Annotated in this window: 22 protein-coding genes and 1 pseudogene; 7 read left to right on the top strand and 16 right to left on the bottom strand. The window is 70.7% G+C overall.

Features of this window, described 5'->3' with window-relative positions; genetic code table 11:
• Positions 1-160: 160 nt before the first annotated feature.
• On the top strand, positions 161-928 hold the full coding sequence (locus KA711_09665; GenBank protein ID MCM0609246.1) for an MBL fold metallo-hydrolase: 768 nt from the start codon (positions 161-163) through the stop codon (positions 926-928).
• 14 nt (positions 929-942) lie between these two features.
• Here the strand turns inward: KA711_09665 and KA711_09660 are convergent, their stop codons facing one another.
• The 12 genes and pseudogenes from KA711_09660 to KA711_09605 form a co-directional block, all read right to left on the bottom strand.
• Entirely contained in the window at positions 943-2,100 is a 1,158-nt protein-coding gene (locus KA711_09660; protein ID MCM0609245.1) for a cellobiose phosphorylase, read from the bottom strand.
• A gap of 502 nt (positions 2,101-2,602) precedes the next feature.
• Positions 2,603-3,091: a Cache 3/Cache 2 fusion domain-containing protein gene (locus KA711_09655; GenBank protein ID MCM0609244.1), complete on the bottom strand. Its 489-nt coding sequence runs from the start codon at positions 3,089-3,091 to the stop codon at positions 2,603-2,605.
• A gap of 176 nt (positions 3,092-3,267) precedes the next feature.
• Positions 3,268-4,983 (bottom strand): annotated as a pseudogene (locus tag KA711_09650) (cisplatin damage response ATP-dependent DNA ligase).
• Between the two features lie 206 nt (positions 4,984-5,189).
• A complete protein-coding gene (locus KA711_09645; protein MCM0609243.1) occupies positions 5,190-6,248 on the bottom strand; it encodes a ligase-associated DNA damage response exonuclease in 1,059 nt (352 codons plus the stop codon).
• Positions 6,249-6,284: 36 nt separating this feature from the next.
• Positions 6,285-7,577, bottom strand: coding sequence for a cardiolipin synthase ClsB (gene clsB, locus KA711_09640; GenBank protein MCM0609242.1), 1,293 nt, complete (start codon positions 7,575-7,577; stop codon positions 6,285-6,287).
• Positions 7,574-8,401 carry an endonuclease/exonuclease/phosphatase family protein gene (locus KA711_09635; GenBank protein ID MCM0609241.1) on the bottom strand — a complete coding sequence of 276 codons (828 nt, stop codon included), beginning with the start codon at positions 8,399-8,401 and terminating at the stop codon, positions 7,574-7,576. The genes clsB and KA711_09635 overlap by 4 nt, the downstream gene beginning before the upstream one ends.
• A gap of 19 nt (positions 8,402-8,420) precedes the next feature.
• Positions 8,421-8,882: a dihydroneopterin triphosphate diphosphatase gene (gene nudB, locus KA711_09630; protein MCM0609240.1), complete on the bottom strand. Its 462-nt coding sequence runs from the start codon at positions 8,880-8,882 to the stop codon at positions 8,421-8,423.
• An 18-nt stretch (positions 8,883-8,900) separates the two neighbouring features.
• The gene (gene aspS / locus KA711_09625) at positions 8,901-10,688 is read right to left on the bottom strand and encodes an aspartate--tRNA ligase (GenBank protein MCM0609239.1); all 1,788 of its coding nucleotides are present in this window, start codon (positions 10,686-10,688) and stop codon (positions 8,901-8,903) included.
• 138 nt (positions 10,689-10,826) lie between these two features.
• Positions 10,827-11,474: a DUF502 domain-containing protein gene (locus tag KA711_09620; GenBank protein ID MCM0609238.1), complete on the bottom strand. Its 648-nt coding sequence runs from the start codon at positions 11,472-11,474 to the stop codon at positions 10,827-10,829.
• Positions 11,475-11,489: 15 nt separating this feature from the next.
• Complete coding sequence (locus KA711_09615; GenBank protein MCM0609237.1) at positions 11,490-11,873, bottom strand: zinc ribbon domain-containing protein; 384 nt, start codon at positions 11,871-11,873, stop codon at positions 11,490-11,492.
• Positions 11,874-11,958: 85 nt separating this feature from the next.
• On the bottom strand, positions 11,959-13,509 hold the full coding sequence (ubiB, locus tag KA711_09610; protein MCM0609236.1) for a ubiquinone biosynthesis regulatory protein kinase UbiB: 1,551 nt from the start codon (positions 13,507-13,509) through the stop codon (positions 11,959-11,961).
• A 33-nt stretch (positions 13,510-13,542) separates the two neighbouring features.
• Positions 13,543-14,088 (bottom strand): hypothetical protein, encoded by a 546-nt coding sequence (locus KA711_09605; GenBank protein ID MCM0609235.1) that lies wholly within the window; start codon positions 14,086-14,088, stop codon positions 13,543-13,545.
• Between the two features lie 294 nt (positions 14,089-14,382).
• On the opposite strand from KA711_09605, the gene galE reads away from it, so the two are divergent.
• From galE to rfbC, 6 genes are all read left to right on the top strand, one after another.
• A complete protein-coding gene (galE, locus tag KA711_09600; GenBank protein ID MCM0609234.1) occupies positions 14,383-15,396 on the top strand; it encodes a UDP-glucose 4-epimerase GalE in 1,014 nt (337 codons plus the stop codon).
• A 38-nt stretch (positions 15,397-15,434) separates the two neighbouring features.
• Positions 15,435-16,838, top strand: a complete 1,404-nt coding sequence (locus KA711_09595; protein ID MCM0609233.1) for a mannose-1-phosphate guanylyltransferase/mannose-6-phosphate isomerase — start codon at positions 15,435-15,437, stop codon at positions 16,836-16,838.
• Positions 16,835-17,896 carry a dTDP-glucose 4,6-dehydratase gene (rfbB, locus tag KA711_09590; protein MCM0609232.1) on the top strand — a complete coding sequence of 354 codons (1,062 nt, stop codon included), beginning with the start codon at positions 16,835-16,837 and terminating at the stop codon, positions 17,894-17,896. The genes KA711_09595 and rfbB overlap by 4 nt, the downstream gene beginning before the upstream one ends.
• A gap of 87 nt (positions 17,897-17,983) precedes the next feature.
• Positions 17,984-18,880: a dTDP-4-dehydrorhamnose reductase gene (rfbD, locus tag KA711_09585; GenBank protein MCM0609231.1), complete on the top strand. Its 897-nt coding sequence runs from the start codon at positions 17,984-17,986 to the stop codon at positions 18,878-18,880.
• Positions 18,881-18,908: 28 nt separating this feature from the next.
• The gene (rfbA, locus tag KA711_09580; GenBank protein ID MCM0609230.1) at positions 18,909-19,790 is read left to right on the top strand and encodes a glucose-1-phosphate thymidylyltransferase RfbA; all 882 of its coding nucleotides are present in this window, start codon (positions 18,909-18,911) and stop codon (positions 19,788-19,790) included.
• 2 nt (positions 19,791-19,792) lie between these two features.
• Positions 19,793-20,362 carry a dTDP-4-dehydrorhamnose 3,5-epimerase gene (gene rfbC / locus KA711_09575; protein ID MCM0609229.1) on the top strand — a complete coding sequence of 190 codons (570 nt, stop codon included), beginning with the start codon at positions 19,793-19,795 and terminating at the stop codon, positions 20,360-20,362.
• Positions 20,363-20,402: 40 nt separating this feature from the next.
• On the opposite strand, the gene KA711_09570 is transcribed toward rfbC, so the two are convergent.
• The 4 genes from KA711_09570 to KA711_09555 all read right to left on the bottom strand — a co-directional run bounded on the left by KA711_09570 (position 20,403) and on the right by KA711_09555 (position 25,993).
• Entirely contained in the window at positions 20,403-20,768 is a 366-nt protein-coding gene (locus KA711_09570) for a TIM44-like domain-containing protein (protein ID MCM0609228.1), read from the bottom strand.
• A 74-nt stretch (positions 20,769-20,842) separates the two neighbouring features.
• Positions 20,843-21,598, bottom strand: a complete 756-nt coding sequence (locus KA711_09565; protein ID MCM0609227.1) for a class I SAM-dependent methyltransferase — start codon at positions 21,596-21,598, stop codon at positions 20,843-20,845.
• 20 nt (positions 21,599-21,618) lie between these two features.
• Positions 21,619-22,044: a DUF971 domain-containing protein gene (locus tag KA711_09560; GenBank protein MCM0609226.1), complete on the bottom strand. Its 426-nt coding sequence runs from the start codon at positions 22,042-22,044 to the stop codon at positions 21,619-21,621.
• A 7-nt stretch (positions 22,045-22,051) separates the two neighbouring features.
• Positions 22,052-25,993, bottom strand: a complete 3,942-nt coding sequence (locus KA711_09555) for an FAD/FMN-binding oxidoreductase (GenBank protein MCM0609225.1) — start codon at positions 25,991-25,993, stop codon at positions 22,052-22,054.
• Positions 25,994-26,124: the final 131 nt, after the last annotated feature.

Here is a 26,124-nt window from a genome sequence, read left to right as displayed (position 1 = left end):
GGCAGCGCCCCGCGCAAGAAGCCGCGGAGAAGCGGGGTGGGCACCCCGCTGTTCAGCGTCACCACCCGCGGCTGGCTTGATGGCCGTCAAGCCCCGCCAGCCGGGAACCGCGAGCATGCGGGCCTTGACCGAACCGCCGTGCCTGCACGGCCCGCGCCCCATGTTCACGACGCTCTTCGACGATGGCCACCACCGCTGCCTGATGGTGAGCGACCTGAGCGACCACGCCGGCGCCGGCCAGGCCGTGCAGGCCAACCAGTTCCTCGTCGTCGACGGCGAGACCGGCGCCGTCATCGACCCCGGCGGCAACCTCGCCTACAACGAGCTGCAGCTGCTGATCGGCCGCCACCTGGCGCCACAGCGCCTGTGCGCACTGATCGCCTCGCATGCCGACCCCGACATCATCGCCAGCCTCGACCGCTGGATGACGAGCACCACCGCGCCGGTCTACATCTCCACCGTGTGGGAGCGCTTCATCCCGCACTTCTGCAAGCCCGGCAAGACCGAGGGCCGCATCAAGGGCATCCCGGACGCCGGCCTGCGCATCGCCGTGGGCCGCAGCGAGCTGGTGGCGCTGCCGGCGCACTTTCTGCACGCCGAGGGCAACTTCCAGTTCTGGGACGCCACCTCGGGCATCCTGTTCTCGGGCGACCTGGGCGTCTCGATCGGCGTCGACCCTCGCGGGGTGGTCACGGATCTGGCACCGCACCTGCCTGCGATGCGCGGTTTCCACCGCCGCTACATGGCCAGCGGCCGCATCCTCAAGCTCTGGGCGCAGATGGTGCGCACACTGCCGATCCGCATGATCGTGCCGCAGCACGGCGCACCCCTGGCGGGGCAGGCCGTGCCGGACTTCATCGCCTGGGTCGAGACGCTGGAATTCGGCGTCGACCTGATGACTCAGCAGGACTACCGCGTGCCGGCCTGAGCCGGCGCCGGGACTCAGGCTGCCGCGACGCGGAACACCGCCACCGCCTGCACCAGTTGCTGCGCCTGCTGGCGCAGGCTCTCTGCCGCGGCGGCGCTCTCTTCCACGAGCGCGGCGTTCTGCTGCGTCGTCTGGTCCATCTGCGTCACGGCCTGACTGACCTGGCTGACGCCCGAGCTCTGCTCGGCGCTGGCCGAGCTGATCTCGGAGACGATGTCGCTCACGCGGCCGATGGCGGCCACGATCTCCTGCATCGTCTGGCCGGCCCGGTCCACCAGCGCCGTGCCCTGCTCGACGCGAGAGACGCTGTCGCCGATGAGGCCCTTGATCTGGCGTGCGGCCTCGGCGCTGCGCTGCGCCAGGCTGCGCACTTCGCTGGCCACCACCGCGAACCCACGGCCCTGCTCGCCGGCTCGCGCGGCTTCCACCGCGGCGTTCAGCGCCAGGATGTTGGTCTGGAACGCGATGCCGTCGATGACGGCGATGATCTCGCTGATCTTGCGGCTGGAGGCCTGGATGCCCTGCATCGTGGCCACCACCTCGCCAACCACGCTGCCGCCCTGCGACGCCACCTGCGCCGCACCCTTGGCCAGCTGGTCGGCCTGGCGCGCGCTGTCGGCGTTGTGGCGCACGGTGGTGCCGAGCTCCTCCATCGTCGCTGCCGTCTGCTGCAGGCTGCTGGCCTGCTGCTCGGTGCGCGAGCTCAGGTCGCTGTTGCCCTGGGCGATCTCGATGCTGGCCGTGGCCACCTGCTCCGAGCCGTCGCGCACCTTGCGCACGGCGTCCGACAGCGAACGCTGCATCGCGTCGAGGCTGGCCATCAGGCTGGTGCCGTCGCCGGGGCGCACGACGATGCGGCCGGACAGATCGCCGGCCGCCACTGCCCGCGCCACCTCGGCGGCCACACGCGGCTCGCCACCCAGCTGGCGCATCAGCGCCCGCGTGATGAAGGTCGCGAGCGCCGCGCCGATCAGCAGCGATGCAGCCACCAGGCCCGCCATCACCGAGGCACCCCGCTTGAACGCCGCGTCGGACACCTCGACGGACTCGCGGGCGCGGTCGAACACGTACGTGCCGAAAACGCCCAACGGGTGCAGCGCTTCCTCGACGGCCATCGATGCGGCGCCGTCGGAGATGTCGGCGGCATCCGTCTGCTGCCCGCCGCGGCCCATCTTGATCACCTGGTCGGCGGCCTTGCGGTAGGCGGCCCACCCGGCCTTGAGCTTGCTCATCAGCCCGAGTTCCTGCTCGCCCTCCATCAGCGGCTTCAGCGCAGCGATGGCGTCGTCGACCGACTTGGCCGAGGCCGTGATCTTCTCCTCGTACTCGCCGTGGTAGCTCTTGTCGGTGGCCCGGCTGTGCTTCACCTCCTGCTCGCGCATGGCCAGCAGCGACTCACGCAGCGTCGCCACGTGGCCGGCGCTGGCCAGCCACTTCTCGCCGAGCGCGTGCGTGCGCGCACTCTCCTGCTGCATGCTGTGCAGCGCAAAGCCACCGATCACCAGCGACAGCAGCAGCAACAGGCCAAAGGCCAGGGCCAGCTGCCGCCCGACGGGCAGGCGATTGAGTAGTGCCGCGACGGCGGAAACGGGGTTGCGGGAGCGGATCTTGTTGTTCATCTCGGGCCTCGGGTCAAGAGCAGTGGAAGACAGATGCCGGCGAGCCGGCCCGAACTCACTTCTTGTGGCCGATGTAGCTGACGCCGATGATCTTGCCGCTGGCGTCCTTGATGGGGTTGTAGCAAGCGTCGAAGGCCGTGCCGAGCACGTCGATCGGGCCGCAGTACTGCTTGCCGGCGGCCACGGCGGCATAGGCGGCATTGCGGGCCAGCTGCGTGCCGACACCGCGCTTGCCCTCGGGCGTGAGCACGTTGGTCGAGACGCGCACGAACTCGTCGCCGTCCTTCACGAACACGGTGGCGGTGGCGTTGTGGGCCTTGCGCACGGCGTCGACGACGTCGTAGTTGTTGTTGATCTTGCGCTCGCCGAAGAAGATGGCGGGCACGGTCTTGCCGGCCACAACCTCGGTGCCGTCGATCTTGGGCGCGCCGATCTTGGCCAGTCGGGCGTCGAGGTCGGCGATCGTGGCCTTGGGGTCGTTGGCGTGGGCGGCACCGGCCATCACGACGGTGGCGGCGAGGGCGAGGCGGGCGAAGGTGTGCATGGCGGGTCTCCGGGCCGATCGGGTGGATGGAGCCGGGTCTGGGCCCGGGCTCCCGGGGTATCGGCCCATGCCCGCACCGACTTGAGGCCCATCAAGGCGCCGTTGAAGACCTGCTCAAGCGGCGGCCGGAGCTGCCGATAACGCGCCGCTAGCCGATCAGGGCCTGCAGCGCCGCCGAGCGTGTCGGCCTCGTGCAGCGGCTTGTCGGGGCGCAGACGCAAGCATGCGCGGGAAACGCACGGCCACGCCGCTCTTGTGGCGCGGGCTCGCACCGATGCCCTCGAAGCCGATCTCGAACACCAGCGTCGGCCGCACGCTGCGCACGGGGCCGAACTGGTTCACGGTGGTGGCGCGGATCACGCGGTCGACGGCCTTGAACTCGGCGTCGCTCAGGCCCGAGTAGGCCTTGGCAAAGGTCAGCAGCTGCAGCGCGCCGCTGTCGGTGCCGCCTCGAGCCTGGGGTGGCGCCTCGCGCCGCGACACGGCCTCCAGCGCGGCGGCGGCCTCGGCGGCATCGGCCGGCGGGCGGCTCCAGACCGCGAAGGTGTAGTCGGTGTAGACGCTGGCGCGGCGGCCATGGCCGGCCTGTGCATACACCAGCACCGCGTCCACGCGACATCGGCTCGGTCTTCCACTTCCACCACATGCCGGCATCGGCCTGGTGCGCCCGCTGCCGTAGCGCGAGGCCGCGCGGTCCTTGAGCATCAGGCCCTCGACGCCGCGCTCACGCGCGCGGGCGCGCGCGGCACTGCCAACGCCGGCCCAGGCGCGGGCGGGCACTCGACGAGCGGCGACACGCGCAGCGCCGGGCGCCGCCGCCTGGAGCGCGTCCAGCCGCGATCCCGGCGCGCTGCTCAGCGGCTCGGCGCGACGGTCGATGGCGTCGCTTTCCAGCAGGTCGTAGGCCACGAACGCGACCGGCGCCTCAGACAGCAGCTTCTTCGGCAGGGTCTTGCGGTTCAGGCGCTGACTGCAGCGCCTGGAACGGCGCCGGGCGGTCGGCGCCGGCATCGGGCCAGACCAGCAGCTCGCCGTCGAGCACGGTGCCCTCGGGCCAGGCGGCAGCGGCGGCCACTGACCTCCGGGAAGCGCTCGGTGACGAGCTCCTCGCCGCGCGACCAGATCCAGCAGCCGCCCGCCGCGCCGCACCACCTGGGCGCGGATGCCGTCGTACTTCCACTCCACCAGCCAGTCGGCCGGGTCGCCCAGGGCGGCCGGCCCGGCCTGCAGCGGGTGGGCCAGGAAGAACGGGTACGGCTGCCCGGCCGGCGCCGCTGCCCTGCCCCGGCGGCGCCACCAGCGCGAGCCAGCGCGCCGCCTCGGGCAGCGCGCGCGCGTCGGTCCAGCCGACGAGGCGCTGCGCGAGCAGCTGCGCGTCGAGGCCGGTGTGTCGGCGCCAGCGCGCGCTGCACGAGCAGCCGGCTCACGCCGACGCGAAAGCCCCCGCCGATGAGCTTGACGAACAGGAAGCGCCCGCGCCGCGTCGAGCCCGCGCCCAGGCCGCGGCCAGCCGCGCCTGCTGCTCGGTCGGCGGCAGGCCGCGCAGCGGCAGCACGCTGGTCGTGCATCCACGCCGGCCAGGCCGCGCCGGGCGGACCGGGCACGCCCGGCGGGCAGCAGGTTGGCGATGGTCTCGGCAAGGTCGCCGACGGCCTGGTAGCACGCCTCGAACAGCCAGGGGTCGATGCCGGCCTGCTCGGCACGCGGCCTCGCGCAGCACCGCCGTGGGCACGCCCTGGCGCGGCTTGCCGCCGGCCAGGAAGTACACCGCCCAGGCGGCGCGTCGGGCTCGGGCGCGGCGCGCGCGAAGTGAGCGCACCAGCGCCTCGACCTTGTCGGCCGGTGCCGGTGCTGGCGTCGAGCTCGGCGTACAGCGCCGCGAAGTCCTGCATGTGCCGATGATGCCCGGCAGCGCCCCGCCGGCAAGCGGTGCGCCGGGGTTGGGTGGCCCCGCAAATGCTCGGGCTGCTTGTCGAAGGCACGGGCGATCGCCCGAGCAGCAGGACGAACAGCGGCTGCTTGGGGCACATCATCGGCACTCCGGTGAGGTGGCGGGCGGCCCCCCAGCGCGCACCCCATGCGCGCGACTCGATCCTCCTCAGGGGCCAGCCCTGGGGGCTGCCTTGGGCGCGTCCTCGGCCGCGCGCTCGTCGCCGTACTCGGTGCGGAAGCTGCCGGCCTGCAGACCCTGCTGCTCCAGCCAGCGCACCATGACCGCCTCGTAGCCGTGTGTCACGATCACCCGGCGGGCACCCGTGGCGGCGATGGCGCGCTGCAGACCCGGCCAGTCGGCGTGGTCACTGAGCACAAAGCCGCGGTCCACGCCCTGGCGGCGGCGCGCGCCGCGCAGTTGCATCCAGCCACTGGCGAAGGCATCGGCATGCTCGCCCAGCCGCCGCGCCCAGGCGCTGCCGTGCACGGCCGGCGGAGCGATGGCGATGGCGCGCGCCAGCGCGGCGCGGTCGGTGGCCAGCGCTTCCAGCGTCGTCGTCGCGGGGAGCGCCACGCCGGCCGCGCGGTAGGCCTCGTTCAAGGGCGCCACCGCGCCGTGCACGGCGATGGGGCCGATGGTCGGGTCCAGCGCGGCCAGCAGCCGCTGCGCCTTGCCGAAGCTGTAGCCCATCAGCAGGCTGGCACGCCCGGCCGCCGCATTCATGGCCCACCAGGCGTTGATCTCCGCCGCCAACTCGGCTTGCGGGCGCCAGCGGTACACCGGCAGGCCGAAGGTGCTCTCGGTGATGAAGCAGTCGCAACGCACCGGTTCGAAGGGCGTGCAGGTGGGGTTGGCGTCGGCCTCGTGGCCGCTGTAGTAGTAATCGCCCGAGGCCACCCAGACACGGCCTCGGTGCTCCAGCCGCACCTGCGCCGAGCCGAGCACGTGGCCTGCGGGGTGCAGGCTCAGGCGCACGCCGTCGATCACCACGGTCTCGCCATAGGCCAGGCCCTGCAGCGTGATCGAGCCCAGCCGGGCGCGCAGCACGCCCTCGCTCACCGCGGTGGCCAGGTAGGCGGCGTGGCCGCGGCGGGCGTGGTCGGCGTGGGCGTGCGTGATGACGGCGCGCTCCACTGGCCGCCAAGGATCGATGTAGAAGCCGCCCGGCGGGCAGTACAGGCCTTCGGGGCGCAGGACGACGAGTTCGGAGTCGGCGGCGTACATGGGCGCTGGGCTGCTCGGGACGATGCTCTTGCGTGTTCAGTAGCGCCCGGTGATGCCCGCCACCCGCAGGTACAAGGTGGCCGCAAAGGCCACCACCAGGCGCGTCAGCCAGCCGCGCAGTCCGCCGCGCATGGGCACGTCGACCTCGGTGCTCTGCGCGAAAGCCTGTTCGAAGCACGCCGCCACCTCGCTGGCAAAGCCGGCGTCGCGCACCACCACGTTGGCCTCCAGGTTGAGCAGCAGGCTCAGTGGATCGATGTTGCTGCTTCCCACCGTGGCCCAGTCGTCGTCCACCCGCGCCAGCTTGGCGTGCAGGAAGGCGGGCGTGTACTCGAAGATGCGCACGCCGTGGGCACGCAGTTCGTCGCACACGGCCTGCGCGGCCAGCGCCGCGATGCGGTAGTCGACCTTGCCCTGCAGCAACAGGCGCACGTGCACGCCGCGCTGTGCCGCCTGGCGCAGTGCGCGCCGAAAGCGGTGCCCCGGGTAGAAATAGGGCACGGCGATATCCACCGAAACACGTGCACGCCGTATGGCATCGACGAAGCTGCGTTCGATGACGCGGCGCTGGCGCAGGTTGTCACGCACCAGGAAGGCGGCGCGGACGGGGCGCGGGTCGTCGGCGCCGTCCTCACGTTCCAGCGCCAGCGGGCCCCGCAGCTGCTGCAGCAGCGCCACCGTTTCGCCCACCGGGCGTTCGCTGGCGGCAGCCTCGCGGAACTCACGGCGCCAGTGGCGGGCCAGGTGGGCGCGGGCCCACATTGCGCGGGTCGTGGCGCGGGCCTGGGCCGCCAGCGGCCCCTGCAGCTCGACCGCAAAGTCGAGCCGGGGTTGGTCGGCCCAGCCGTGGTTCAGGTCATGGCGATCGTCGATCAGGTTGATGCCGCCGACGAAGGCCACCAGCCCGCTGCCGCCCGGCACGTCGCAGACGCACAGCTTCTGGTGCAGCCGCCGCAGCTGTCCCGGCTGCAGCCAGGCCCACCAGCGGTCGAGCGGGCGGAACACCTCCAGTTGCACCGCGCTGCCGGCAAAGCGCGCACGGACCGCGGGCAGCGACTTGATGCTGCCGAAGCCGTCGACCACCACGCGCACCCGCACGCCACGCGCCGCCGCCGCGATCAGCGCCCCGGCCACCGCCTGCGCCGCCGGGTCGTCGTGGAAGATGTAGGTGGCCAGCCAGACCTCGTGCTCGGCCGCCGCGATGGCCTTCACCATGCGCGGGAACAGCGCATCGCCGCCCTGCAGCAGCGCCACGCGGTTGCCGCCCACGAAGCGCGGCACCGGCACGCCCGCCAGCTCGCGCAGCGTGTCGCGCAGACGCGGCTTCATGCGAGCGCCAGCTCCGCGATCAGCGGCAGGTGATCGGACATGCGCGCCCAGGCCGTCCCGCGCGGCACCCTCGTCGCGGCGCAGGCCAGGCCGCGCAGGTAGAAGCGGTCGAGCGCAAACACCGGCGCCAAGGATGGAAAGGTGGCCTCGGGCCCACCGGCCGGGGCGCGGGCGCGCTGCAGGCCGCTGGCGCGCATGACGCCGTCAAGGCGTTCGCCCCAGTCGTTGAAGTCGCCGGCCACCACCAGCGGCGCGTCGACCGGCACGTGGTGGGCGATGTAGTGCGCCAGCCGCTGCACCTGGCGCAGGCGGCTGCGGTGCACGAGGCCGAAGTGCACGACGACGGCGTGCACCGTGGTGCCGGCCCACACCACCGGCACGTGCAGCAGACCACGCTGCTCGAAGCGGTGGTCGCTCACGTCGTGGTGGCCGACATCACCCATGGGCCAGCGCGCCAGCAGCGCGTTGCCGTGCTCGCCGTGCCGCGTGACCGCGTTGCTCCGGTAGGCCACTTCGTAGCCGTCGGGCGCCAGGTACTCGGCCTGCCCCTGCTGCGGCCAGCCGAAGTGTGTGCGCTCGAAGTGGCGGGCCTCGCGCGTGTGGAACAGCCGCACCTCCTGCAGGAACACGAGGTCGGCGTCGAAGGCCTCCACCGCGAGGCCGAGGTTGTGGATCTCCAGCCGTTTGCGCGGGCCGACGCCGCGCACGCCCTTGTGGATGTTGTAGGTGGCCACGCGCAGGGCACCGTGGCCGGTGTGCGGAGGCAGCAGCGAGGATTGCAGTGTCGAGTGCCCGGCCAGCGGGCCGGTGTGGCGAGGTCGCATGACCCCGATCATCGCGCGCTCAACGCAGGATGCGGCCGGGCAGCGTGCGGATGGCCTCGGCGTTGCTGGGCGAAAAGCAGCGTGCAGCGGCCTGCGCCCAGGGCAGCCACGCATGGGCCGTGTGCTCGCGCGGACTGAGCACCGGCGTCAGCGGCGCAGGCAGCTCCAGCCCGAACCAGTGTTCGGTGTTGGTGCTCACCCCGGGCGCGTAGCGGTGCCGCCACTGCGGGTAGATCGTGTACACGATCTCGTGTCGCCAGTCGGTGAGCACGCCGCCCTGGCCGCGGCCGAGGCCGGTTTCCTCGGCGGCCTCTCGCCAGGCGGCGCTGGCGGGTGGCTCGTCGTCGGCATCGAGCGAGCCCGTCACGCTCTGCCAGAAGCCCGGGCGGTCGGCACGCTCGATCAGCAGCACCTCCAGCGCCGGCGTGTGGATCACCACCAGCACCGAACGCGGGATCTTGAACGGGCGCGCCTCGCTCATCGCTGCCGCGCCTGTGCCTCAGGCCGCCTTGGGGTTGCGCAGCCGGATGTGCAGCTCGCGCAGCTGCCCTTCGTCGACCATGCTCGGCGCCCCGGTCAGCAGGCACTGCGCGCGCTGCGTCTTGGGGAAGGCGATGACGTCGCGGATGCTCTCGGCACCTGTCATCAGTGTCGCGATGCGGTCCAGGCCGAAGGCCAGGCCCCCATGCGGCGGCGCGCCGTACTGCAGCGCATCGAGCAGGAAGCCGAACTTCACCTTCTGTTCGTCGGGCGTGATGTTCAGCGCCTCGAAGACCCGGGCCTGCACGTCGGCGCGGTGGATGCGCACGCTGCCGCCGCCGATCTCCCAGCCGTTGAGCACCATGTCGTAGGCCTTGGCGATGCAGGCGCCGGGGTCGGTCTTCATCAGCTCATCGTGGCCGTCCTTGGGCGCGGTGAACGGATGGTGCACGGCGTTCCAGCGCTTGCCGTCCTCGTCGAACTCGAACATCGGGAAGTCCACCACCCACAGCGGCTTCCAGCTGTCCTCGAACAGGCCGTGCTGGCGGCCGAACTCGCTGTGGCCCACCTTCAGCCGCAGCGCGCCGATGGCGTCGTTCACCACCTTGGCCTTGTCGGCGCCGAAGAAGAGGAGATCGCCGTTCTTGCAGCCCGTGCGCGCGATGACTTCCGCGATGGCCGCGTCGTGCAGGTTCTTGACGATCGGGCTCTGCAGGCCGTCGCGGCCCTTGCCGGCGTCGTTGACCTTGATCCACGCCAGGCCCTTGGCACCGTAGATCTTCACGAACTCGGTGTAGGCGTCGATCTCGCCACGGCTCAGCTCGCCACCGCCCGGCACCATGAGCGCCACCACGCGGCCGCCAGGCGTGGTGGCCGGGCCGCTGAACACCTTGAAATCGACGTCCTTCATCACGTCGGTCAGCTCGGTGAACTGCAGCTTCACGCGCAGGTCGGGCTTGTCGGAGCCGTACTTGAACATCGCCTCGCCGTACGTCATCTCGGCGTAGACCGGCAGCTCCATGCCCAGCGTCTTGCGGAACACGGTGCGGATCATGGCCTCGGTGATGGCACGGATCTCGTGCTCGGTGAGGAAGCTGGTCTCGATGTCGATCTGCGTGAACTCGGGCTGGCGGTCGGCGCGCAGGTCCTCGTCGCGGAAGCACTTGGTGATCTGGTAGTAGCGGTCGAAGCCCGCCACCATCAGCAGCTGCTTGAAGAGCTGGGGCGACTGCGGCAGCGCGAAGAACTGGCCGTCGTGCACACGGCTGGGCACGAGGTAGTCGCGTGCGCCCTCGGGCGTGCTCTTGGTGAGCATGGGCGTCTCGATGTCGATGAAGCCCTGCTCGTCGAGGAACTTGCGCACCTCGATGGCCACCTTGTAGCGCAGGCGCAGGTTGCGCTGCATCTGCGGGCGGCGCAGGTCGAGCACGCGGTGCGTCAGGCGCACGGTCTCGCTGAGGTTCTCGTCGTCCAGCGGGAAGGGCGGCGTGACGCTGGCGTTGAGCACCTCCAGCGTGTGGCACAGCACCTCGACCCTGCCGCTGGTGAGGTTGGCGTTCTCGGTGCCCGCGGGGCGCGCACGCACGACGCCCGTGAGCTGCAGGCAGAACTCGTTGCGCACGCCCTCGGCGGCCTTGAACATCTCGGGGCGGTCGGGGTCGCACACCACCTGCACCAGCCCTTCGCGGTCGCGCAGGTCGATGAAGATGACGCCGCCGTGGTCGCGGCGGCGGTGGGCCCAGCCCATGAGGGTGACGGTCTGGCCCATCAGCGTGTCGCTGACGAGGCCGCAGTAGGTGCTTCGCATGGTGTTTTCTCGGAAGTCGGATGCAGCGGATTCGACGGATACGGGCTGCTGGCCGGGCAGGGCCGGCGGCTCGGGACAGGCGCTGGGGTGCGGCGGGTCACCGTCAGGACGGGCCGGTTGCCGAACCAGCCCGCCCGGTCAGTTTCGTGCCGGCAGCGGTCTTGGTGCCGCGGGTGGCGGGGGCACGACCACGCCCATCGAGATGACGTACTTCAGCGCCTGGTCGACGCTCATCGACAATTCGACAACGTCCCCCCTGGGCAGCATCAGGAAAAAGCCCGAGGTCGGGTTGGGGGTGGTGGGTACGTAGACGCTGACCATGTCCGCCGGCAGCTTGCCCGCCACCTCACCGCCGGGCTTGCCGGTGACGAAAGCGATGGTCCACGCGCCGGGGCGCGGGTACTGAACCAGCACGGCCTCGCGGAAGGCGTTGCCCTTGGACGAGAACAGCGTGTCCGAGACCTGCTTGACCGAGCTGTAGATGCTCTTGACGATGGGAATCTGATGCATCAGCCGATCCCACTGACGCACCCACCATTGCCCAAAGATGTTGGTGACGAACACTCCCGTCAGCACGAGCACGGCCACCAGCACCACGACGCTGAGCCCGGGCACATGGCGCAGTCTCTCGATGTTGGCTGCCGAGCTGACGGGCAACAAGGCCTCAGACACCCTGAGCAACCACGCGAACAGCCCATCCACGGCGCCGAGCAGCCAGCTCAGCACGGCGATGGTGATGGCCAACGGCAACCAGACCAGCAGGCCGGCGACGATGAATTTCTTCAAGGCGAGCGCCGTGTGTCAGGGGTTCGGGGCCGGCGGCGCGGCGGCCGGTGAGGCCGCCGGCGAGGACGCCGGCTTGGCGGCGGTGGCCGGCGCGGAGGCCGGCGGCGCGGCAGCCGGCTTGTCGGCAGCCGGCTTGTCGGCGGCCGGCGCAGCTTCGCCCGGCGCCGCGTCGGCCGTAGTCTTGGCAGCGTCGCCGGGCTTGGGCGCGGCCTGATTGCCGTTGCGGAAGTCGGTCACATACCAGCCTGAGCCCTTGAGCTGGAAGCCAGCGGCCGTGACCTGCTTGGCGTAGGCCTCGGCCCCGCAGACGGGGCAGGTGGTGAGCACGGGGTCGCTCAGCTTCTGCAGCACGTCTTGCGCGTGGCCGCAGTCTGAGCAGCGGTAGGCGTAGATGGGCATGAGGGCGTCCCGGCGAGGAGGTGGGCAGCCGCGCGAGCGACCGAACCCGCGATGATACGGGCAAGCCCCCAGGGTCTGGCTGGCCTCAGCCGGCGAGCAGCACACCCAGCGCGGTCGCCAGCAAGAGCAGAAGACCCGCCGCGCCCCACACCACGGCCTGCAGGAGCCGCCGGATGCGGCGCTGCTCGACCACCAGATCGCGCAGGGCCCGGTCCTGCGGCGGCTGAGCCTGCCGGCGGAGCACCTCGTGCACCAGCCGGGGCAGCGCCGGCAACAGCTGGGCGTAGCGCGGCGCCTCGCGCTCCAAGCGCGCGGCGAGCCCGCGCCAGCCGACCTGCTCGTTCATCCAGCGCTCCAGGAAGGGCTTGGCCGTCGTCCACAGGTCGAGCTCGGGATCGAGCTGGCGGCCCAGGCCCTCGATGTTGAGCAGCGTCTTCTGCAGCAGCACGAGCTGGGGCTGGATCTCGACGTTGAAGCGGCGTGAGGTCTGGAACAGGCGCAGCAGCACCTGGCCCAGCGAGATGTCCTTCAGCGGGCGGTCGAACTGCGGCTCGCAGACCGCGCGGATGGCGCCTTCGAGCGCGCCCACCCGCGTGCCGGGCGGCACCCAGCCGCTCTCGATGTGCAGCTCGGCCACGCGCTTGTAGTCGCGCCGGAAGAAGGCGATGAAGTTGTAGGCCAGGTATTCCTTGTCGGTCTCGGTGAGCGTGCCGATGATCCCGAAGTCGAGCGCGATGTAGCGGCCGAAGGTGGCCGGATCCAGGCTGACCATGATGTTGCCGGGGTGCATGTCGGCGTGGAAGTAGCCGTCGCGGAAGACCTGCGTGAAGAAGATCGTGACGCCGTCGCGCGAGAGCTTCTTCAGGTCGACACCGGCCTCGCGCAGGCGCTCGATCTGGCTGATGGGCACACCCTTCATGCGCTGCATGACGATCACGCCCTCGGTGCACAGCTCCCACACCATCTCGGGGATCAGCACCAGGCCCAGGCCATCCATGTTGCGGCGCAGCTGCGTGGCGTTGGCGGCCTCGCGCACGAGGTCGAGCTCGTCGTGCAGGTAGCCGTCGAACTCGGCCACCACCTCGCGCGGCTTCAGGCGCCGGCCGTCGGCGCTCAGGCGCTCCACCCAGGCGGCGATGGTGTGCAGCAGGGCCAGGTCCTGGTCGATGACCTCGCGCATGCCCGGTCGCAGCACCTTCACGGCGACCTCGCGGCCATCCTTGAGCTCGGCGAAGTGGACCTGGGCGATGGAGGCGCTGGCCACGGGCTCGGCGTCGAAACGCGCGAACACGTCGCCGATGGGCCGGCCGAAGGCCTTCTCCACCAGCGCCTTCGATTGCGCGGCGGGGAACGGCGGCACGCGGTCCTGCAGCTTGGCGAGCTCGTCGGCCACGTCCAGCGGGATGAGGTCGCGGCGCGTCGACAGCACCTGGCCGAACTTGACGAAGATGGGCCCCAGGCGCTCCAGGCCCTGGCGCAGGCGCTCACCGCGCGGGCGGTCGAGCCGGCGGCCGAGCGTGACCAGGCGCACCAGCGCCCGCACCCAGCCCTGCCGGAAGGCGCTGAGCGCGACCTCGTCCAGGCCGAAGCGCAGCACTGTCACGACGATGAAGGCGAGCCGGACGAGGTGCTTCACCGGCCGCGATCCCGAGACGCGCGCCCCGAACGCTCAACCACGGGACGTGCGCAGGCTTTCGCCGATCGACGAGAGGCCCTGCAGCGCGCTGCGCAGCCCTTGCCCGAGCATGCGACCCAACGGATGCAGCACGCCGGCCACCTGGGGCCCGAACAGGCGCTCGAGGTCTGCTGCGACGTCCCAGCGCAGGTTCTGCAGCAGCCAGTTCACGTCGGCGGCCAGCGCGGCGTCGCCATCGATGCGCAAGGCCGGCGGTTCGCCGCCGACAGCCTGCGCCACCAGCAGGGCCGGGTTGGCCGCGTCGATCGTGACGTGCAGCTGCGCGACATCGGCCGCCACCTGGGCCAGGCCCTCGGCGCCGTTCCACTGCAGCAGCCCGGCCGGCGTGATCCGCCACGACAGCACCGGCGGCGGCGGCAGCAGGGCCGGCCAGCGCTCAAGCGTGAGCTGCAGCATCGCGCCGCGGTGCGGCTGCAGCCGCTCGGTCGCCACGGCCTCCGACGCGAGCACGTGGTTGAGCAGCAGCGTCAGCCGTTCGGCCAGTGCCGGCGCGAGCATCGCCTGGAGACTGTGCAACATGTCCTGATTGTAGGCAGCAGCCCTTGCGCGGGCCGCGCGTTCCCGCCCACAGCGCGGTGCCGCGCCACTGGCGGCGGCACGGGGATGGGCCAGAATCCACCGCCTGGCCTTTCCCCATCCCGCCCATCCCGCGACCTGACCGTCGCCCGCGGGCGCCGCCGCTGCCAGCTGCGCAACTGGTCCCGAGCCAGGATACGCAGCCCGGCACGCGCAACGTCCAACGGGTGTTTCCCCGATCACGATGTCTCTTGCGTGCTGCCTCGCCCCACTGCCCCTGCGCGCCAGGAACCCCGCATGACCACCATCCTGCTCACTGGCGCCACCGGCTACATCGCGTCGCACACCTGGCTGGCGCTGTGGCAGGCGGGCTTCGACGTCGTGGGCGTGGATGACTTCCGCAACAGCTCGCCGCACGTGCTGGAGCGGCTGGCCGGGCTCGGCGGCCGCACGCCGGTGTTCGAGCGCGCCGACGTCTGCGACGCAGCCGCGATGGCCGGGGTGTTCGCGCGCCACCGCATTGCAGCCACGGTGCACTTCGCCGCGCTCAAGGCGGTGGGCGAGTCGGTGGCGCAGCCGCTGGCCTACTTCCGCAACAACATCGACGGCCTGCTGACGGTGTGCGAGACGATGCGCGCTCACAGTGTCGGCCGTTTCGTCTTCAGCTCCAGCGCCACCGTCTACGGCGAGCCGCAGCAGTTGCCGCTGACCGAGGATGCCCCGCTCAACGCCACCAGCCCCTACGGCCACACCAAGCTGATGGGCGAGCAGATCCTGGCCGCCCTGGGCGCATCCGACCCGGCCTGGCAGACCGCCGTGCTGCGCTACTTCAACCCGGTGGGTGCGCACGACAGCGGCCGCATCGGCGAAGACCCGCGCGGCACACCCAACAACCTGATGCCCTACGTCAGCCAGGTGGCGGTGGGCCGGCGCGAGAAGCTCTCGGTCTGGGGCCAGGATTACGACACGCCCGACGGCACGGGCGTGCGCGACTACATCCACGTCGTCGATCTCGCCGAGGGCCATGTCGCGGCGTTGCGACGGCTGCTCGGGCATCCCGGCTCGTTCACCGTCAATCTCGGCACCGGGCGCGGCCACAGCGTGCTGGAGGTGGTGGCGGCCTTCGCCGCGGCCAGCGGTCGCACGGTAGCCTATGACATCCAGCCTCGGCGTCCGGGCGACGTGGCGGCCTGCTGGGCCGACCCGGCCCGCGCCCGCGATCTGCTCGGCTGGCAGGCCCGGCTCGACTTGAGCCGCATGTGCGCGGATACCTGGCGCTGGCAGTTGAACAATCCCAGGGGGTACGAATGAAGCAGCCGACCACATCCATCTCCGTCTGGCCGGTGATCATGGCCGGCGGCTCCGGAACGCGGCTTTGGCCGCTGTCGCGCAGTGGCTTCCCGAAGCAGTTCCTGGTGCTGGGCCATGACTCGCAGAGCCTGTTCCAGCAGGCCGTGGCGCGGCTGGTGGCGCTGGGCGGAAGCGGCGTTGCCGTGGCTCGGCCGGTGGTCGTCGGCAACGAGGAGCACCGCTTCATGGTGCTCGACCAGCTGCGCGACATGCGGGCCGAGCCGCAGGCCGTGATCCTGGAGCCCGTCGGCCGCAACACCGCGCCGGCCGTGACGCTGGCAGCGTTGCAGGCGCTGGAAGCGGGGGTCGACCCGGTGATGGTGGTGACGTCCGCCGACCAGACCGTCACCGACCAGGCCGCGTTCTCGGCCGCGCTGCGCCGCGCCGTGGCCGCGGCGGGTGACGGCGCGGTGGTCATCCTGGGCATCGCGCCCGACAAGCCCGAGACGGGCTATGGCTACATCCGCGCCGACGGTCCGAAGGTGGCTCAGTTCGTCGAGAAGCCCGACCTCGCCACGGCGCAGAAGTACCTGGCCCAGGGCGGTTACTACTGGAACGCCGGCATGTTCGTGCTCAAGGCCTCGGTGTGGATGGCAGCGCTGGAGCGCTTCCGCCCCGACATTGCGGCAGCCTGCCGCACCGCCTTCGCCGGCCGCAGCACCGACGCCGCCTTCGTGCGCCCGGACAAGGCCGCGTTCGCGGCCGTGCCGGCGGAGTCGGTGGACTACGCGGTGCTCGAGAAGTGCCCCGGTGTGCTCGACATCCGCATGGAGCCGCTGGCCGCCGGCTGGAACGACCTCGGCGCCTGGGACGCCGTCTGGCAGGTGACGCCGAAGGACGCCGCCGGCAACGCGCAGGTGGGCGACGCCATCGTGCAGGACTGCCGCAACACGCTGGTGCACGCGACCAGCCGGCTGGTCAGCGTGATCGGCCTTGACGACGTGGTGGTGGTGGAGACGCCCGACGCCGTGCTGGTGGCGCGCCGCGAGCGCAGCCAGGACGTCAAGAACGTCGTTACCCACCTGGGCCGCGAGCAGCGCGGCGAGCACGCGCTGCACCGCAAGGTGCACCGCCCCTGGGGCTGGTACGACAGCATCGACCAGGGCCCGCGCGACCAGGTCAAGCGCATCATGGTCAAGCCGGGCGCTTCCTTGAGCCTGCAGATGCACCACCACCGCGCCGAGCACTGGATCGTCGTCACCGGCACGGCCGAAGTCACGGTGGGCGACAAGCTCATCCTGCTGGCCGAGAACCAGAGCACCTACATCCCCCTGGGCGAAAAGCACCGCCTGCGCAACCCGGGCAAGGTGCCGCTGGAGCTGATCGAGGTGCAAAGCGGCAGCTACCTCGGCGAGGACGACATCGTGCGCTTCGAGGACACCTACGGAAGAGTGTCGACATGACCATCATCGTCACCGGCGGCGCCGGCTTCATCGGCAGCAACTTCGTGCTCGACTGGCTGGCCGGGTGCGACGAGCGCGTCGTCACGCTGGACGCCCTCACCTACGCCGGCAACCTGGAGAACCTGGCCTCGCTGCAGGGCGACGCGCGCCACGTGTTTGTCCAGGGCGACATCGGCGACCGCGCCCTGGTGGACGGGCTGCTCGCCGAGCACCGTCCACGTGCGCTGGTGCACTTCGCGGCCGAGAGTCACGTCGACCGCAGCATCCACGGCCCCGGTGCCTTCATCAAGACCAACGTCGAGGGCACCTTCACCTTGCTGGAGGCCGCGCGCGCGCACTGGGGCACCTTGGCCGGCGACGAGAAGGCGGCCTTCCGCTTTCTGCACGTGAGCACCGACGAGGTCTATGGCAGCCTGGGCCCGGGCGACCCCGCCTTCACGGAGCAGCACGCCTTCGAGCCCAACAGCCCCTACAGCGCCAGCAAGGCCGCCAGCGACCACCTGGTGCGCGCCTGGCACCACACCTACGGGCTGCCGGTGCTCACCACCAACTGCAGCAACAACTACGGGCCCTACCACTTTCCGGAGAAGCTGATCCCGCTGATGATCGTCAACGCGCTGGCCGGCAAGCCGCTGCCCGTGTACGGCGACGGCATGCAGATCCGCGACTGGCTCTACGTGAAGGACCACTGCAGCGCCATCCGCACCGTGCTGGCCGGCGGGCGCCCGGGCGAGACTTACAACGTCGGCGGCTGGAACGAGAAGCCCAACCTCGAGATCGTGAAGACCGTCTGCGCGCTGCTCGACACGCTGCGCCCTGCGGCCGAAGGCCCCTATGCGCGGCTCATCACCTACGTGAAGGACCGCCCGGGCCACGATCGCCGCTACGCCATCGATGCGCGCAAGATCGAGCGCGAACTCGGCTGGCGCCCGGCCGAGACCTTCGACACCGGCATTCGCAAGACGGTGCAGTGGTACCTGGAGCACGCCGACTGGGTGGCGCGCGTGCAAAGCGGCAGCTACCGCGACTGGGTGGCGACCCACTACGCCGTGCGATGACTTCGAGGGCCGAGCGCCGGACCGTCCCATGGCGGCCCGCATCCCCTTGGGGGATCGGCCGGCGCACTCACCGGACGGGGGGCTGAGATGAAGATCCTGCTGCTGGGCAAAAACGGCCAGGTCGGCTGGGAGCTGCAGCGCTCGCTGGCGCTGCTGGGCGAGGTGGTGGCCTGCGACGTCGACAGCGAGGGCCCGCTGAAGGCCGACTTCAGCCAGCCTGAGTCGCTGGTGGCGCTGGTGGAGCACGTCCAGCCCGAGGTCATCGTCAACGCGGCCGCGCATACGGCGGTCGACAAGGCCGAGTCCGAGCCCGAGCTCGCCCGCGCCATCAACGCCAATGCGCCGGGCGTGCTGGCGCGCGAGGCGAAGCGGCGCGACCTCTGCCTGGTGCACTACAGCACCGACTACGTGTTCGACGGCAGCGGCACGCACGCCCGCGACGAACGTGCGCCCACCGGCCCGCTCAGCGTCTACGGCCGCACCAAGCTCCAGGGCGAGGAGCTGATCCGCGCCAGCGGCTGCCACCACGCCATCCTGCGCACAAGCTGGGTCTTCGCGGCGCGCGGCGGCAACTTCGCGCGCACCATGCTCAGGCTGGCCGCTGAGCGCGAGGAGCTCCATGTCATCAAGGACCAGGTGGGAGCACCCACCGGCGCCGACCTGCTGGCCGACGTGACGGCGCAGATGCTGCCGCGCCTGTTCGACCACGTCGCGCTGTCGGGCACCTACCACTGCGTGGCCGGCGGCGAGACGAACTGGCACGGCTACGCCACCCACGTCATCGATTGGGCGCGTGCGCGCGGCCACGCCGTGAAGGTGGCGCCCGATCGCATCCATGCCATCCCCACCAGCGCCTACCCCACGCCGGCTCAGCGGCCTCTGAACTCGCGCCTGGCCACCGCCAAGCTGCAGCGCACCTTCGGCATCGTGCTGCCGCCGTGGCAGCGTGGCGTGGACCGCATGCTGACCGAAGTGCTGGGCTGACCGACCGTCCCGAGGAGGACCACTGACCATGAACCGCAAGGGCATCATCCTGGCCGGCGGCTCCGGCACGCGGCTGCACCCGGCCACGCTGGCCGTGAGCAAGCAACTGCTGCCGGTGTACGACAAGCCGATGGTCTACTACCCGCTGAGCACGCTCATGCTCGCGGGCATGCGCGAGGTGCTCGTCATCAGCACGCCGCAGGACACGCCGCGCTTCCAGGCCCTGCTGGGCGACGGCTCGAAGTGGGGCATGAACCTGCAGTACTGCGTGCAGCCCAGCCCCGACGGCCTGGCCCAGGCCTTCATCCTGGGCCGGGATTTCGTGGGTGGTGCGCCGAGCGCACTGGTGCTGGGCGACAACATCTTCTATGGCCACGACCTGGCAGCGCAGCTGGCCAGGGCAAACGGCCGAGGCACCGGCGCCACGGTGTTCGCCTACCACGTCCACGACCCCGAGCGCTACGGCGTCGTCGAGTTCGACGCCGGGCGCCGCGCCATCAGCATCGAGGAAAAGCCCAAGGTACCGAAGAGCAACTACGCCGTGACGGGGCTCTACTTCTACGATGAGCAGGTCTGCGACATCGCGGCCTCGATCAAGCCCAGCGCCCGCGGCGAGCTCGAGATCACCGAGGTCAACGCCCAGTACCTGCGGCAGGGCCAGCTCGAGGTGGAGATCATGGGTCGGGGCTACGCCTGGCTGGACACCGGCACGCACGACAGCCTGCTCGAGGCCGGCCAGTTCATCGCCACGCTGGAGAAGCGCCAGGGCCTGAAGGTGGCCTGCCCGGAGGAGATCGCGTTCCGCGCCGGCTGGATCACCGCCGAGCAACTCCAGGCGCTGGCCGAACCGCTGCGCAAAAACGGCTACGGGCAATACCTGCTGCAGGTCCTGAACGAGAAGGTCTACTGACGATGAAGCTGACCAAGACGCCGCTGCCCGGCGTGCTGATCGTCGAGGCGCCTGTGTTCGGCGACGACCGCGGCTGGTTCATGGAGAGCTTCACCGAGCCCAAGTGGCTGGCTGCGCTGGAGGCCGCGGGAGAGCCGCTGCCCCGGCGCTTCGTGCAGGACAACCATTCCTGCAGCCAGCGCGGCGTGCTGCGCGGCCTGCACTACCAGTTGCCGCCGCACGCCCAGGGCAAGCTGGTGCGCGTGGTGCAGGGACGAGCCTGGGACGTGGCGGTCGACATCCGCCGTGGCTCGCCGCATTTCGGAGAGTGGTTCGGGCTGGAGCTGGACGCCCAGAACCGCCGGCAGCTCTGGATCCCCGAGGGCTTCGCGCACGGCTTCCTGGCGCTCGAAGACGACACACACTTCCTCTACAAGACCACCGACGTCTACGCCAGGGACTGCGAAGGGGCGATCCGCTGGGACGACCCCGAACTCGCCATCGCCTGGCCCGACACCGGTGCGCCGCCGCGCCTGGCACCCAAGGATGCCGCGGCGCCCTGGCTGGCGGCAGCCGCGCTGCCGCCGGGCTGAGTGCCAGGGGCGTGGGCGGCGGGCCCCGGCGCAGCCCGGTTCAGGCCAAGGCTTGTACCCGCGCCAGCTTCCAGCCGCGATCGGCCGACTTGACGTTGGCCAGCAGCCAGAGCTCGCGGAACGGCGCGGCGGTCGACCCGCTGTCCTCGCGGATGAGGCCACGGAACTCGACGCTGGCGACAAAAGCCTCGCGCAACTCCTCGAGCGCCAGGAGCTCGGCGTGCAGCTCCAGCACCTCGGTGCGGTTGGGCCCCGGGCCACGCATCGCATGCTGCTCACGCAGGTCGGCCAGCAGCGGCTCGGTGGCCAGCTGCCGCAGCGCCCGCCAGTCGGCGCGGTCCCAGGCAGCCTGCAGCTCCAGGAAGCTCTGGCGGGCCACCTGCAGGAACTCGGGCACGCCCTTCATGCGCCGGACTCGGCGCGAGCGCCGCCAGGCCCGCGCCGCCGTGCGGGCCGCGATGACGCGCCGGCGCAGCCGCCTCAGCACTTGATCCCCACGTGCAACGCGACGATGCCGCCGGCCAGGCTGTGCACGTCGACGTGGCCGAAACCGGCGGCGACCATCATGCCCTTGAGCGTGGCCTGGTCCGGGTGCATGCGGATGCTCTCGGCGAGATACCGATAGCTGTCGGCATCACCCGTCACCCACCTCCCCATCAGCGGCATGAAGCCGAACGAGTACGCGTCGTAGGGCTTCTGCAGCACCGGCGTGGGCCTTGAGAACTCCAGCACCAGCAGCCGGCCGCCAGGCCGCAGCACGCGCGCCATCTCGGCCAGGGCGACCTCCTTGTGCGTCATGTTGCGCAGGCCGAAAGCCACGCTGACGAGGTCGAACCCCGTCAGGACGCCGCCCGAGGACGCACCGGTGGCAAATGGCAGATGCTCTGCATCGCAGACCATCGTCGGCAGCGCCAGCCCCTCGTCGAGCAGGCGGTCGCGGCCGACGGTCAGCATGGCCTCGTTGATGTCGGTCAGCACCACCTGGCCACTGGGCCCGGCGCGGCGGGCAAACGCCCGCGCCAGGTCGCCGGTGCCGCCGGCGATGTCGAGCACGCGCATGCCGGGCCGCACGTCGGCCACGGCCACCGCGTAGGCCTTCCAGGCGCGGTGCAGGCCGAACGACAGCAGGTCGTTCATCAGGTCGTACCGGGCCGCAACGCTGTCGAAGACACCGCGCACGCGCGTCGCCTTCTCGGCCTCGTCGACGGTCTGGTAGCCGAAATGCGTCTGCGCCATGGGTTCGGAAGCGGTCGGGGTCAGTGGTGGCCGCAGGTGCCTGCGGCGGCCAGCGGCATCGGCGCGTCTCGACCGCGCCCGGCGGCCGCCAGGCGCTGTTCGTACTGGCGCCACAGCGCGGCCTCGTCGCGGCCCAGGCGGTACAGGTAGGCCCAGGTGAAGATGCCGCTTTCGTGACCGTCGGAAAACCGCGGCTGCACCGCATAGTGCCCCACGGGCTGGATGTCGGTGATGAGCACGTCGCGCTTGCCCGTCTGCAGGACCTCCTGGCCGGGGCCGTGGCCCATCACTTCGGCCGAGGGCGAGTAAACGCGCATCAGCTCGAACGGGATGCGGAACGCAGCGCCGTCGTCGAAGGCCACCTCCAGCACCCGTGAGGTCTGGTGCACGGTGACGGCCGTCGGGTGGGCGGCCGGTTCTTCACGGGAGGGGGCCTCGTACTGCATGCCCCGATTAAACCAGCACGCGCTCGATGCCGCCGGCATTGGCCCTGGCGACGTAAGCCTGAAGCCAGTCTTCCCCCAGGATCACGCGGGCCATCTCGACGACGATGTAGTCGGCCTCGAGCAGGCCGGACTTCAGGTCGTCCTGGTAGCGGTTCAGGCCCATCAGGCAGCTGGGGCAGGAAGTCAGCACCTTGATGTTGTCCTGCGCCCCCACCGCGCCGCGGGTGCGCAGCGCGGCCTCGCCGGCGCGGATCTCTTCTTCCTTGCGGAAGCGGATCTGGGTGGAGATGTCGGGCCGGTTGGTGGCCAGCCCGCCGCTCTCGCCGCAGCAGCGTTTGCTTTCGAGCACCTGCTCGCCCATCAGGGCCTTCACCGTCTTCATCGGCTCCTGCTGCTTCATCGGGCTGTGGCAAGGGTCGTGGTACAGGTAGCCGCCGGCCGCGCTGCCGGGCAGCGTGATGCCCTTCTCCAGCAGGTACTCATGGATGTCGACGATCCGGCAGCCGGGAAAGATCTTGTCGAACTGGTAGCCCTGCAACTGGTCGTAGCAGGTGCCGCAGCTCACCACCACCGTCTTGATGTCGAGGTAGTTCAGCGTGTTGGCCACGCGGTGGAACAGAACGCGGTTGTCGGTGATGATCTTTTCGGCCTTGTCGAACTCGCCGCTGCCGCGCTGCGGATAGCCGCAGCACAGGTAGCCGGGCGGCAGCACGGTCTGCACGCCGGCATGCCACAGCATGGCCTGGGTGGCCAGGCCCACCTGGCTGAACAGCCGCTCGCTCCCGCAGCCGGGAAAGTAGAACACCGCCTCCGTGTCGGCCGTGGTGGAGGCCGGGTTGCGGATGATGGGCACGTAGTCGCGATCCTCGATGTCCAGCAGCGCCCGTGCCGTCTTCTTGGGCAGGCCGCCCGGCATCTTCTTGTTGATGAAGTGGATCACCTGCTCCTTCAGCGGGGCAGCGCCCAGGCTGGCCGGGGGTGCGCTGGTCTGCTTCCGCGCCGCGATCTTCAGCAGGTCATGACCCAGGCGCTGGGTCTTGAAGCCCAGGTCGGTCACCGCATGGCCGATGCGGATGGCCTGCGGGCTGGTGGTGCCGATGAACCAGGACTGGAATGCGGCGGCGGGCCGGAAGCTTTTCTGCCCCATCTTGCGCAGCAGGTTGCGCATGTTCATGGACACATCGCCGAAGTCGATCTTCACCGGGCACGGGCTCTCGCACTTGTGGCACACGGTGCAGTGGTCGGCCACGTCCTCGAAGTCCTCCCAGTGCTTGATGCTCACGCCGCGGCGCGTCTGCTCCTCGTAGAGGAAGGCCTCGATCAGCAGGGAAGTCGCCAGGATCTTGTTGCGCGGGCTGTACAGCAGGTTGGCGCGCGGCACATGGGTGGCGCACACCGGCTTGCACTTGCCGCAGCGCAGGCAGTCCTTGATGCTGTCGGCGATGGCGCCGATGTCGCTCTGCTGCATGATCAGCGACTCGTGGCCCATGAGCCCGAAGCTCGGCGTGTAGGCGGCCGAGAGGTCGGCCGACCAGGCGCCGTCCATCGCACCGCGCAGCAGCTTGCCCTTGTTGAAGCGGCCCTCGGGGTCGATGCGGCGCTTGTAGTCGGCGAACGAAGCCAGTTCCTCGTCGGTCAGGAACTCCAGCTTGGTGATGCCGATGCCGTGCTCGCCGCTGATGACGCCGCCCAGGCGCCGCGCCAGCGCCATGATGCGGCCCACGGCCTCGTGGGCCGTCTGCAGCATGGCGTAGTTGTCACTGTTGACGGGGATGTTGGTGTGCACGTTGCCGTCGCCGGCATGCATGTGCAGCGCCACCCACACGCGGCCGCGCAACACCTCGCCGTGGATGCGCCGGCACTCGTCGAGCAGCGGCTTGAAGGCGCTGCCGGCGAAGATCTGCTGCAGCGGCTGCAGGATCTGGCGCTTCCAGCTGGCGCGAAGGCGCCAGTCCTGGAGCTGCGCGAAGAAAGTCTCGCCGGGCGTGCCGTCGCCGTTGGGCTGCGGCACGTCCAGACCGTCGAGCCACTGCTGCCACAGGCCGCGCACCTCGGCCAGCAGCTGCAGGGCCTGCTGCACGCGGTCCTCTAGCAGCTCCGCACCCGGGATCTCCTGCGCGTCGTCGCTGCGGCCCAGGGGCAGCCTGCCCTGGCGAAACAGCGCCTCCAGCGCCTCCACCAGCTCAAGCTTGTTGCGCAGGCTCAGCTCGATGTTGATGCGCTCGATGCCCTCGGTGTACTCGCCCATGCGCGGCAGCGGGATCACCACGTCCTCGTTGATCTTGAAGGCGTTGGTGTGGCGGGCGATGGCCGCCGTGCGCTTGCGGTCGAGCCAGAACTTCTTGCGCGCGTCGGCGCTCACGGCCACGAAGCCCTCGCCGCTGCGCGAGTTGGCGATGCGCACGACCTCGCTGGTGGCGCGGGCCACGGCGTCCTCGGAGTCGCCGACGATGTCGCCGATGAGCACCATCTTGGGCAGGCCGGCGCGGGCGTTGGCTCCCACCACGCGCTTGCTCTTGGTGGCGTAGCCCACGGCCTTGAGGTAACGGTCGTCCAGGTGCTCCAGCCCCGCCAGCAGCACGCCCTGCTCGCGCAGCGAGAACAGGTAGTCCTTGATCTCGACGATGCTGGGCACGGCCTCGCGCGCACTGCCGAAGAACTCCAGGCACACCGTGCGCACGGCCTGCGGCATACGGTGCACGATCCAGCGCGCGCTGGTGATGAGGCCGTCGCAGCCCTCTTTCTGGATGCCGGGCAGGCCGGCCAGGAACTTGTCGGTGACGTCCTTGCCCAGGCCTTCCTTTCGGAACACCGAGCCTGGGATGTCGAGCCGCTCGGTGCGCTCGAGCTTCTTGCCGGTGGCGTCGTAGTGGCGCAGCTCGAAGCGGGCCACGGGCGCATCATGGATCTTGCCGAGGTTGTGGTCGAGGCGAACAACCTCCAGCCAGGTGGCCTGCGGCGTGACCATCTTCCAGCTGGCGAGGTTGTCGAGTGCCGTGCCCCAGAGCACGGCCTTCTTGCCGCCGGCGTTCATGGCGATGTTGCCGCCGATGCAGCTGGCCTCGGCGCTGGTGGGGTCCACCGCGAAGACGTAACCCGCGCGTTCGGCGGCATCGGCCACGCGCTGCGTGACGACGCCGGCCTCGCTGTACACCGTGGCCACCGGGTGCGACACACCGGGCAGCGTGATCATCTCCACCTCGCTCATGGCCTCGAGCTTTTCGGTGTTGATGACGGCGCTCTTCCACGTCAGCGGCACCGCACCGCCGGTGTAGCCCGTGCCGCCGCCGCGCGGGATGATCGTCAGGCCGAGCTCCACGCAACCGGCCACGAGCGCGGCCATCTCGGCCTCGGTGTCGGGCGTGAGCACGACAAACGGGACCTCGACGCGCCAGTCGGTGGCGTCGGTCACGTGGCTCACGCGGGACAGGCCATCGAACTTGATGTTGTCCTTGGCCGTGGCGCGACCGAGCACGCGGCGCGTGGCACGGCGCAGGTCCCAGACGGCGCGGAAGCGCACCGAGAAGGCCTCGACCGCGGTGCGCGCGGCGTCCAGCAGCTCACCCACCCGCGCGTCGCGCGCCGCGTCGTCGGCCGGCGTGCGGCGCTTGGCGACCTCGGCGAGGCGGTGCTGCAAGGCGTCGATCAGCAGTTGCCGGCGCTTCGGGTTCTCGAGCAGGTCGTCCTCGAGGTAGGGATTGCGCTGCACCACCCAGATGTCGCCCAGCACCTCGTAGAGCATGCGCGCGCTGCGGCCGGTGCGGCGCTCCTCGCGCAGCTGCTGGAGGACCTCCCAGGCCCGGCGCCCGAGCAGCCGGATCACGATCTCGCGGTCGGAGAACGAGGTGTAGTTGTAGGGGATCTCGCGCAGCCGGACGGCGTCTGCGGTCTGCGCGGATTCGAGAGCGGCGAGCGCAGCGGGGGTGGGCAGGGCTTGAGGGGCATTCATGAGGGGCTCGGGGCTGCGGGCCGCAGCTGACGCACAGGCAAACGGCCGCCAGGCTGGTGTCTGTGCAGTGCAACGAGGGTTAATGCTAGTCGAAGCCCCCGCCATGACGGCGCCGGGGCGATGCGCACTGA

Source organism: Ideonella sp. WA131b (assembly GCA_023657425.1).
Lineage (GTDB): Bacteria > Pseudomonadota > Gammaproteobacteria > Burkholderiales > Burkholderiaceae_C > Rubrivivax.
This window is presented reverse-complemented; position numbering and strand designations above follow the sequence as displayed.

Excerpts from the sequence above, each read along its gene's own strand:
- KA711_09665 (MCM0609246.1), top strand. The coding sequence starts at position 161 with ATGTTCACGACGCTCTTCGACGATGGCCACCACCGCTGCCTGATGGTG.
- KA711_09660 (MCM0609245.1), bottom strand. The coding sequence starts at position 2,100 with ATGGGCCGCGGCGGGCAGCAGACGGATGCCGCCGACATCTCCGACGGC.
- KA711_09655 (MCM0609244.1), bottom strand. The coding sequence starts at position 3,091 with ATGCACACCTTCGCCCGCCTCGCCCTCGCCGCCACCGTCGTGATGGCC.
- KA711_09645 (MCM0609243.1), bottom strand. The coding sequence starts at position 6,248 with ATGTACGCCGCCGACTCCGAACTCGTCGTCCTGCGCCCCGAAGGCCTG.
- clsB (MCM0609242.1), bottom strand. The coding sequence starts at position 7,577 with ATGAAGCCGCGTCTGCGCGACACGCTGCGCGAGCTGGCGGGCGTGCCG.
- KA711_09635 (MCM0609241.1), bottom strand. The coding sequence starts at position 8,401 with ATGCGACCTCGCCACACCGGCCCGCTGGCCGGGCACTCGACACTGCAA.
- nudB (MCM0609240.1), bottom strand. The coding sequence starts at position 8,882 with ATGAGCGAGGCGCGCCCGTTCAAGATCCCGCGTTCGGTGCTGGTGGTG.
- aspS (MCM0609239.1), bottom strand. The coding sequence starts at position 10,688 with ATGCGAAGCACCTACTGCGGCCTCGTCAGCGACACGCTGATGGGCCAG.
- KA711_09615 (MCM0609237.1), bottom strand. The coding sequence starts at position 11,873 with ATGCCCATCTACGCCTACCGCTGCTCAGACTGCGGCCACGCGCAAGAC.
- KA711_09605 (MCM0609235.1), bottom strand. The coding sequence starts at position 14,088 with ATGTTGCACAGTCTCCAGGCGATGCTCGCGCCGGCACTGGCCGAACGG.
- galE (MCM0609234.1), top strand. The coding sequence starts at position 14,383 with ATGACCACCATCCTGCTCACTGGCGCCACCGGCTACATCGCGTCGCAC.
- KA711_09595 (MCM0609233.1), top strand. The coding sequence starts at position 15,435 with ATGGCCGGCGGCTCCGGAACGCGGCTTTGGCCGCTGTCGCGCAGTGGC.
- rfbB (MCM0609232.1), top strand. The coding sequence starts at position 16,835 with ATGACCATCATCGTCACCGGCGGCGCCGGCTTCATCGGCAGCAACTTC.
- rfbD (MCM0609231.1), top strand. The coding sequence starts at position 17,984 with ATGAAGATCCTGCTGCTGGGCAAAAACGGCCAGGTCGGCTGGGAGCTG.
- rfbA (MCM0609230.1), top strand. The coding sequence starts at position 18,909 with ATGAACCGCAAGGGCATCATCCTGGCCGGCGGCTCCGGCACGCGGCTG.
- rfbC (MCM0609229.1), top strand. The coding sequence starts at position 19,793 with ATGAAGCTGACCAAGACGCCGCTGCCCGGCGTGCTGATCGTCGAGGCG.
- KA711_09570 (MCM0609228.1), bottom strand. The coding sequence starts at position 20,768 with ATGAAGGGCGTGCCCGAGTTCCTGCAGGTGGCCCGCCAGAGCTTCCTG.
- KA711_09565 (MCM0609227.1), bottom strand. The coding sequence starts at position 21,598 with ATGGCGCAGACGCATTTCGGCTACCAGACCGTCGACGAGGCCGAGAAG.
- KA711_09560 (MCM0609226.1), bottom strand. The coding sequence starts at position 22,044 with ATGCAGTACGAGGCCCCCTCCCGTGAAGAACCGGCCGCCCACCCGACG.
- KA711_09555 (MCM0609225.1), bottom strand. The coding sequence starts at position 25,993 with ATGAATGCCCCTCAAGCCCTGCCCACCCCCGCTGCGCTCGCCGCTCTC.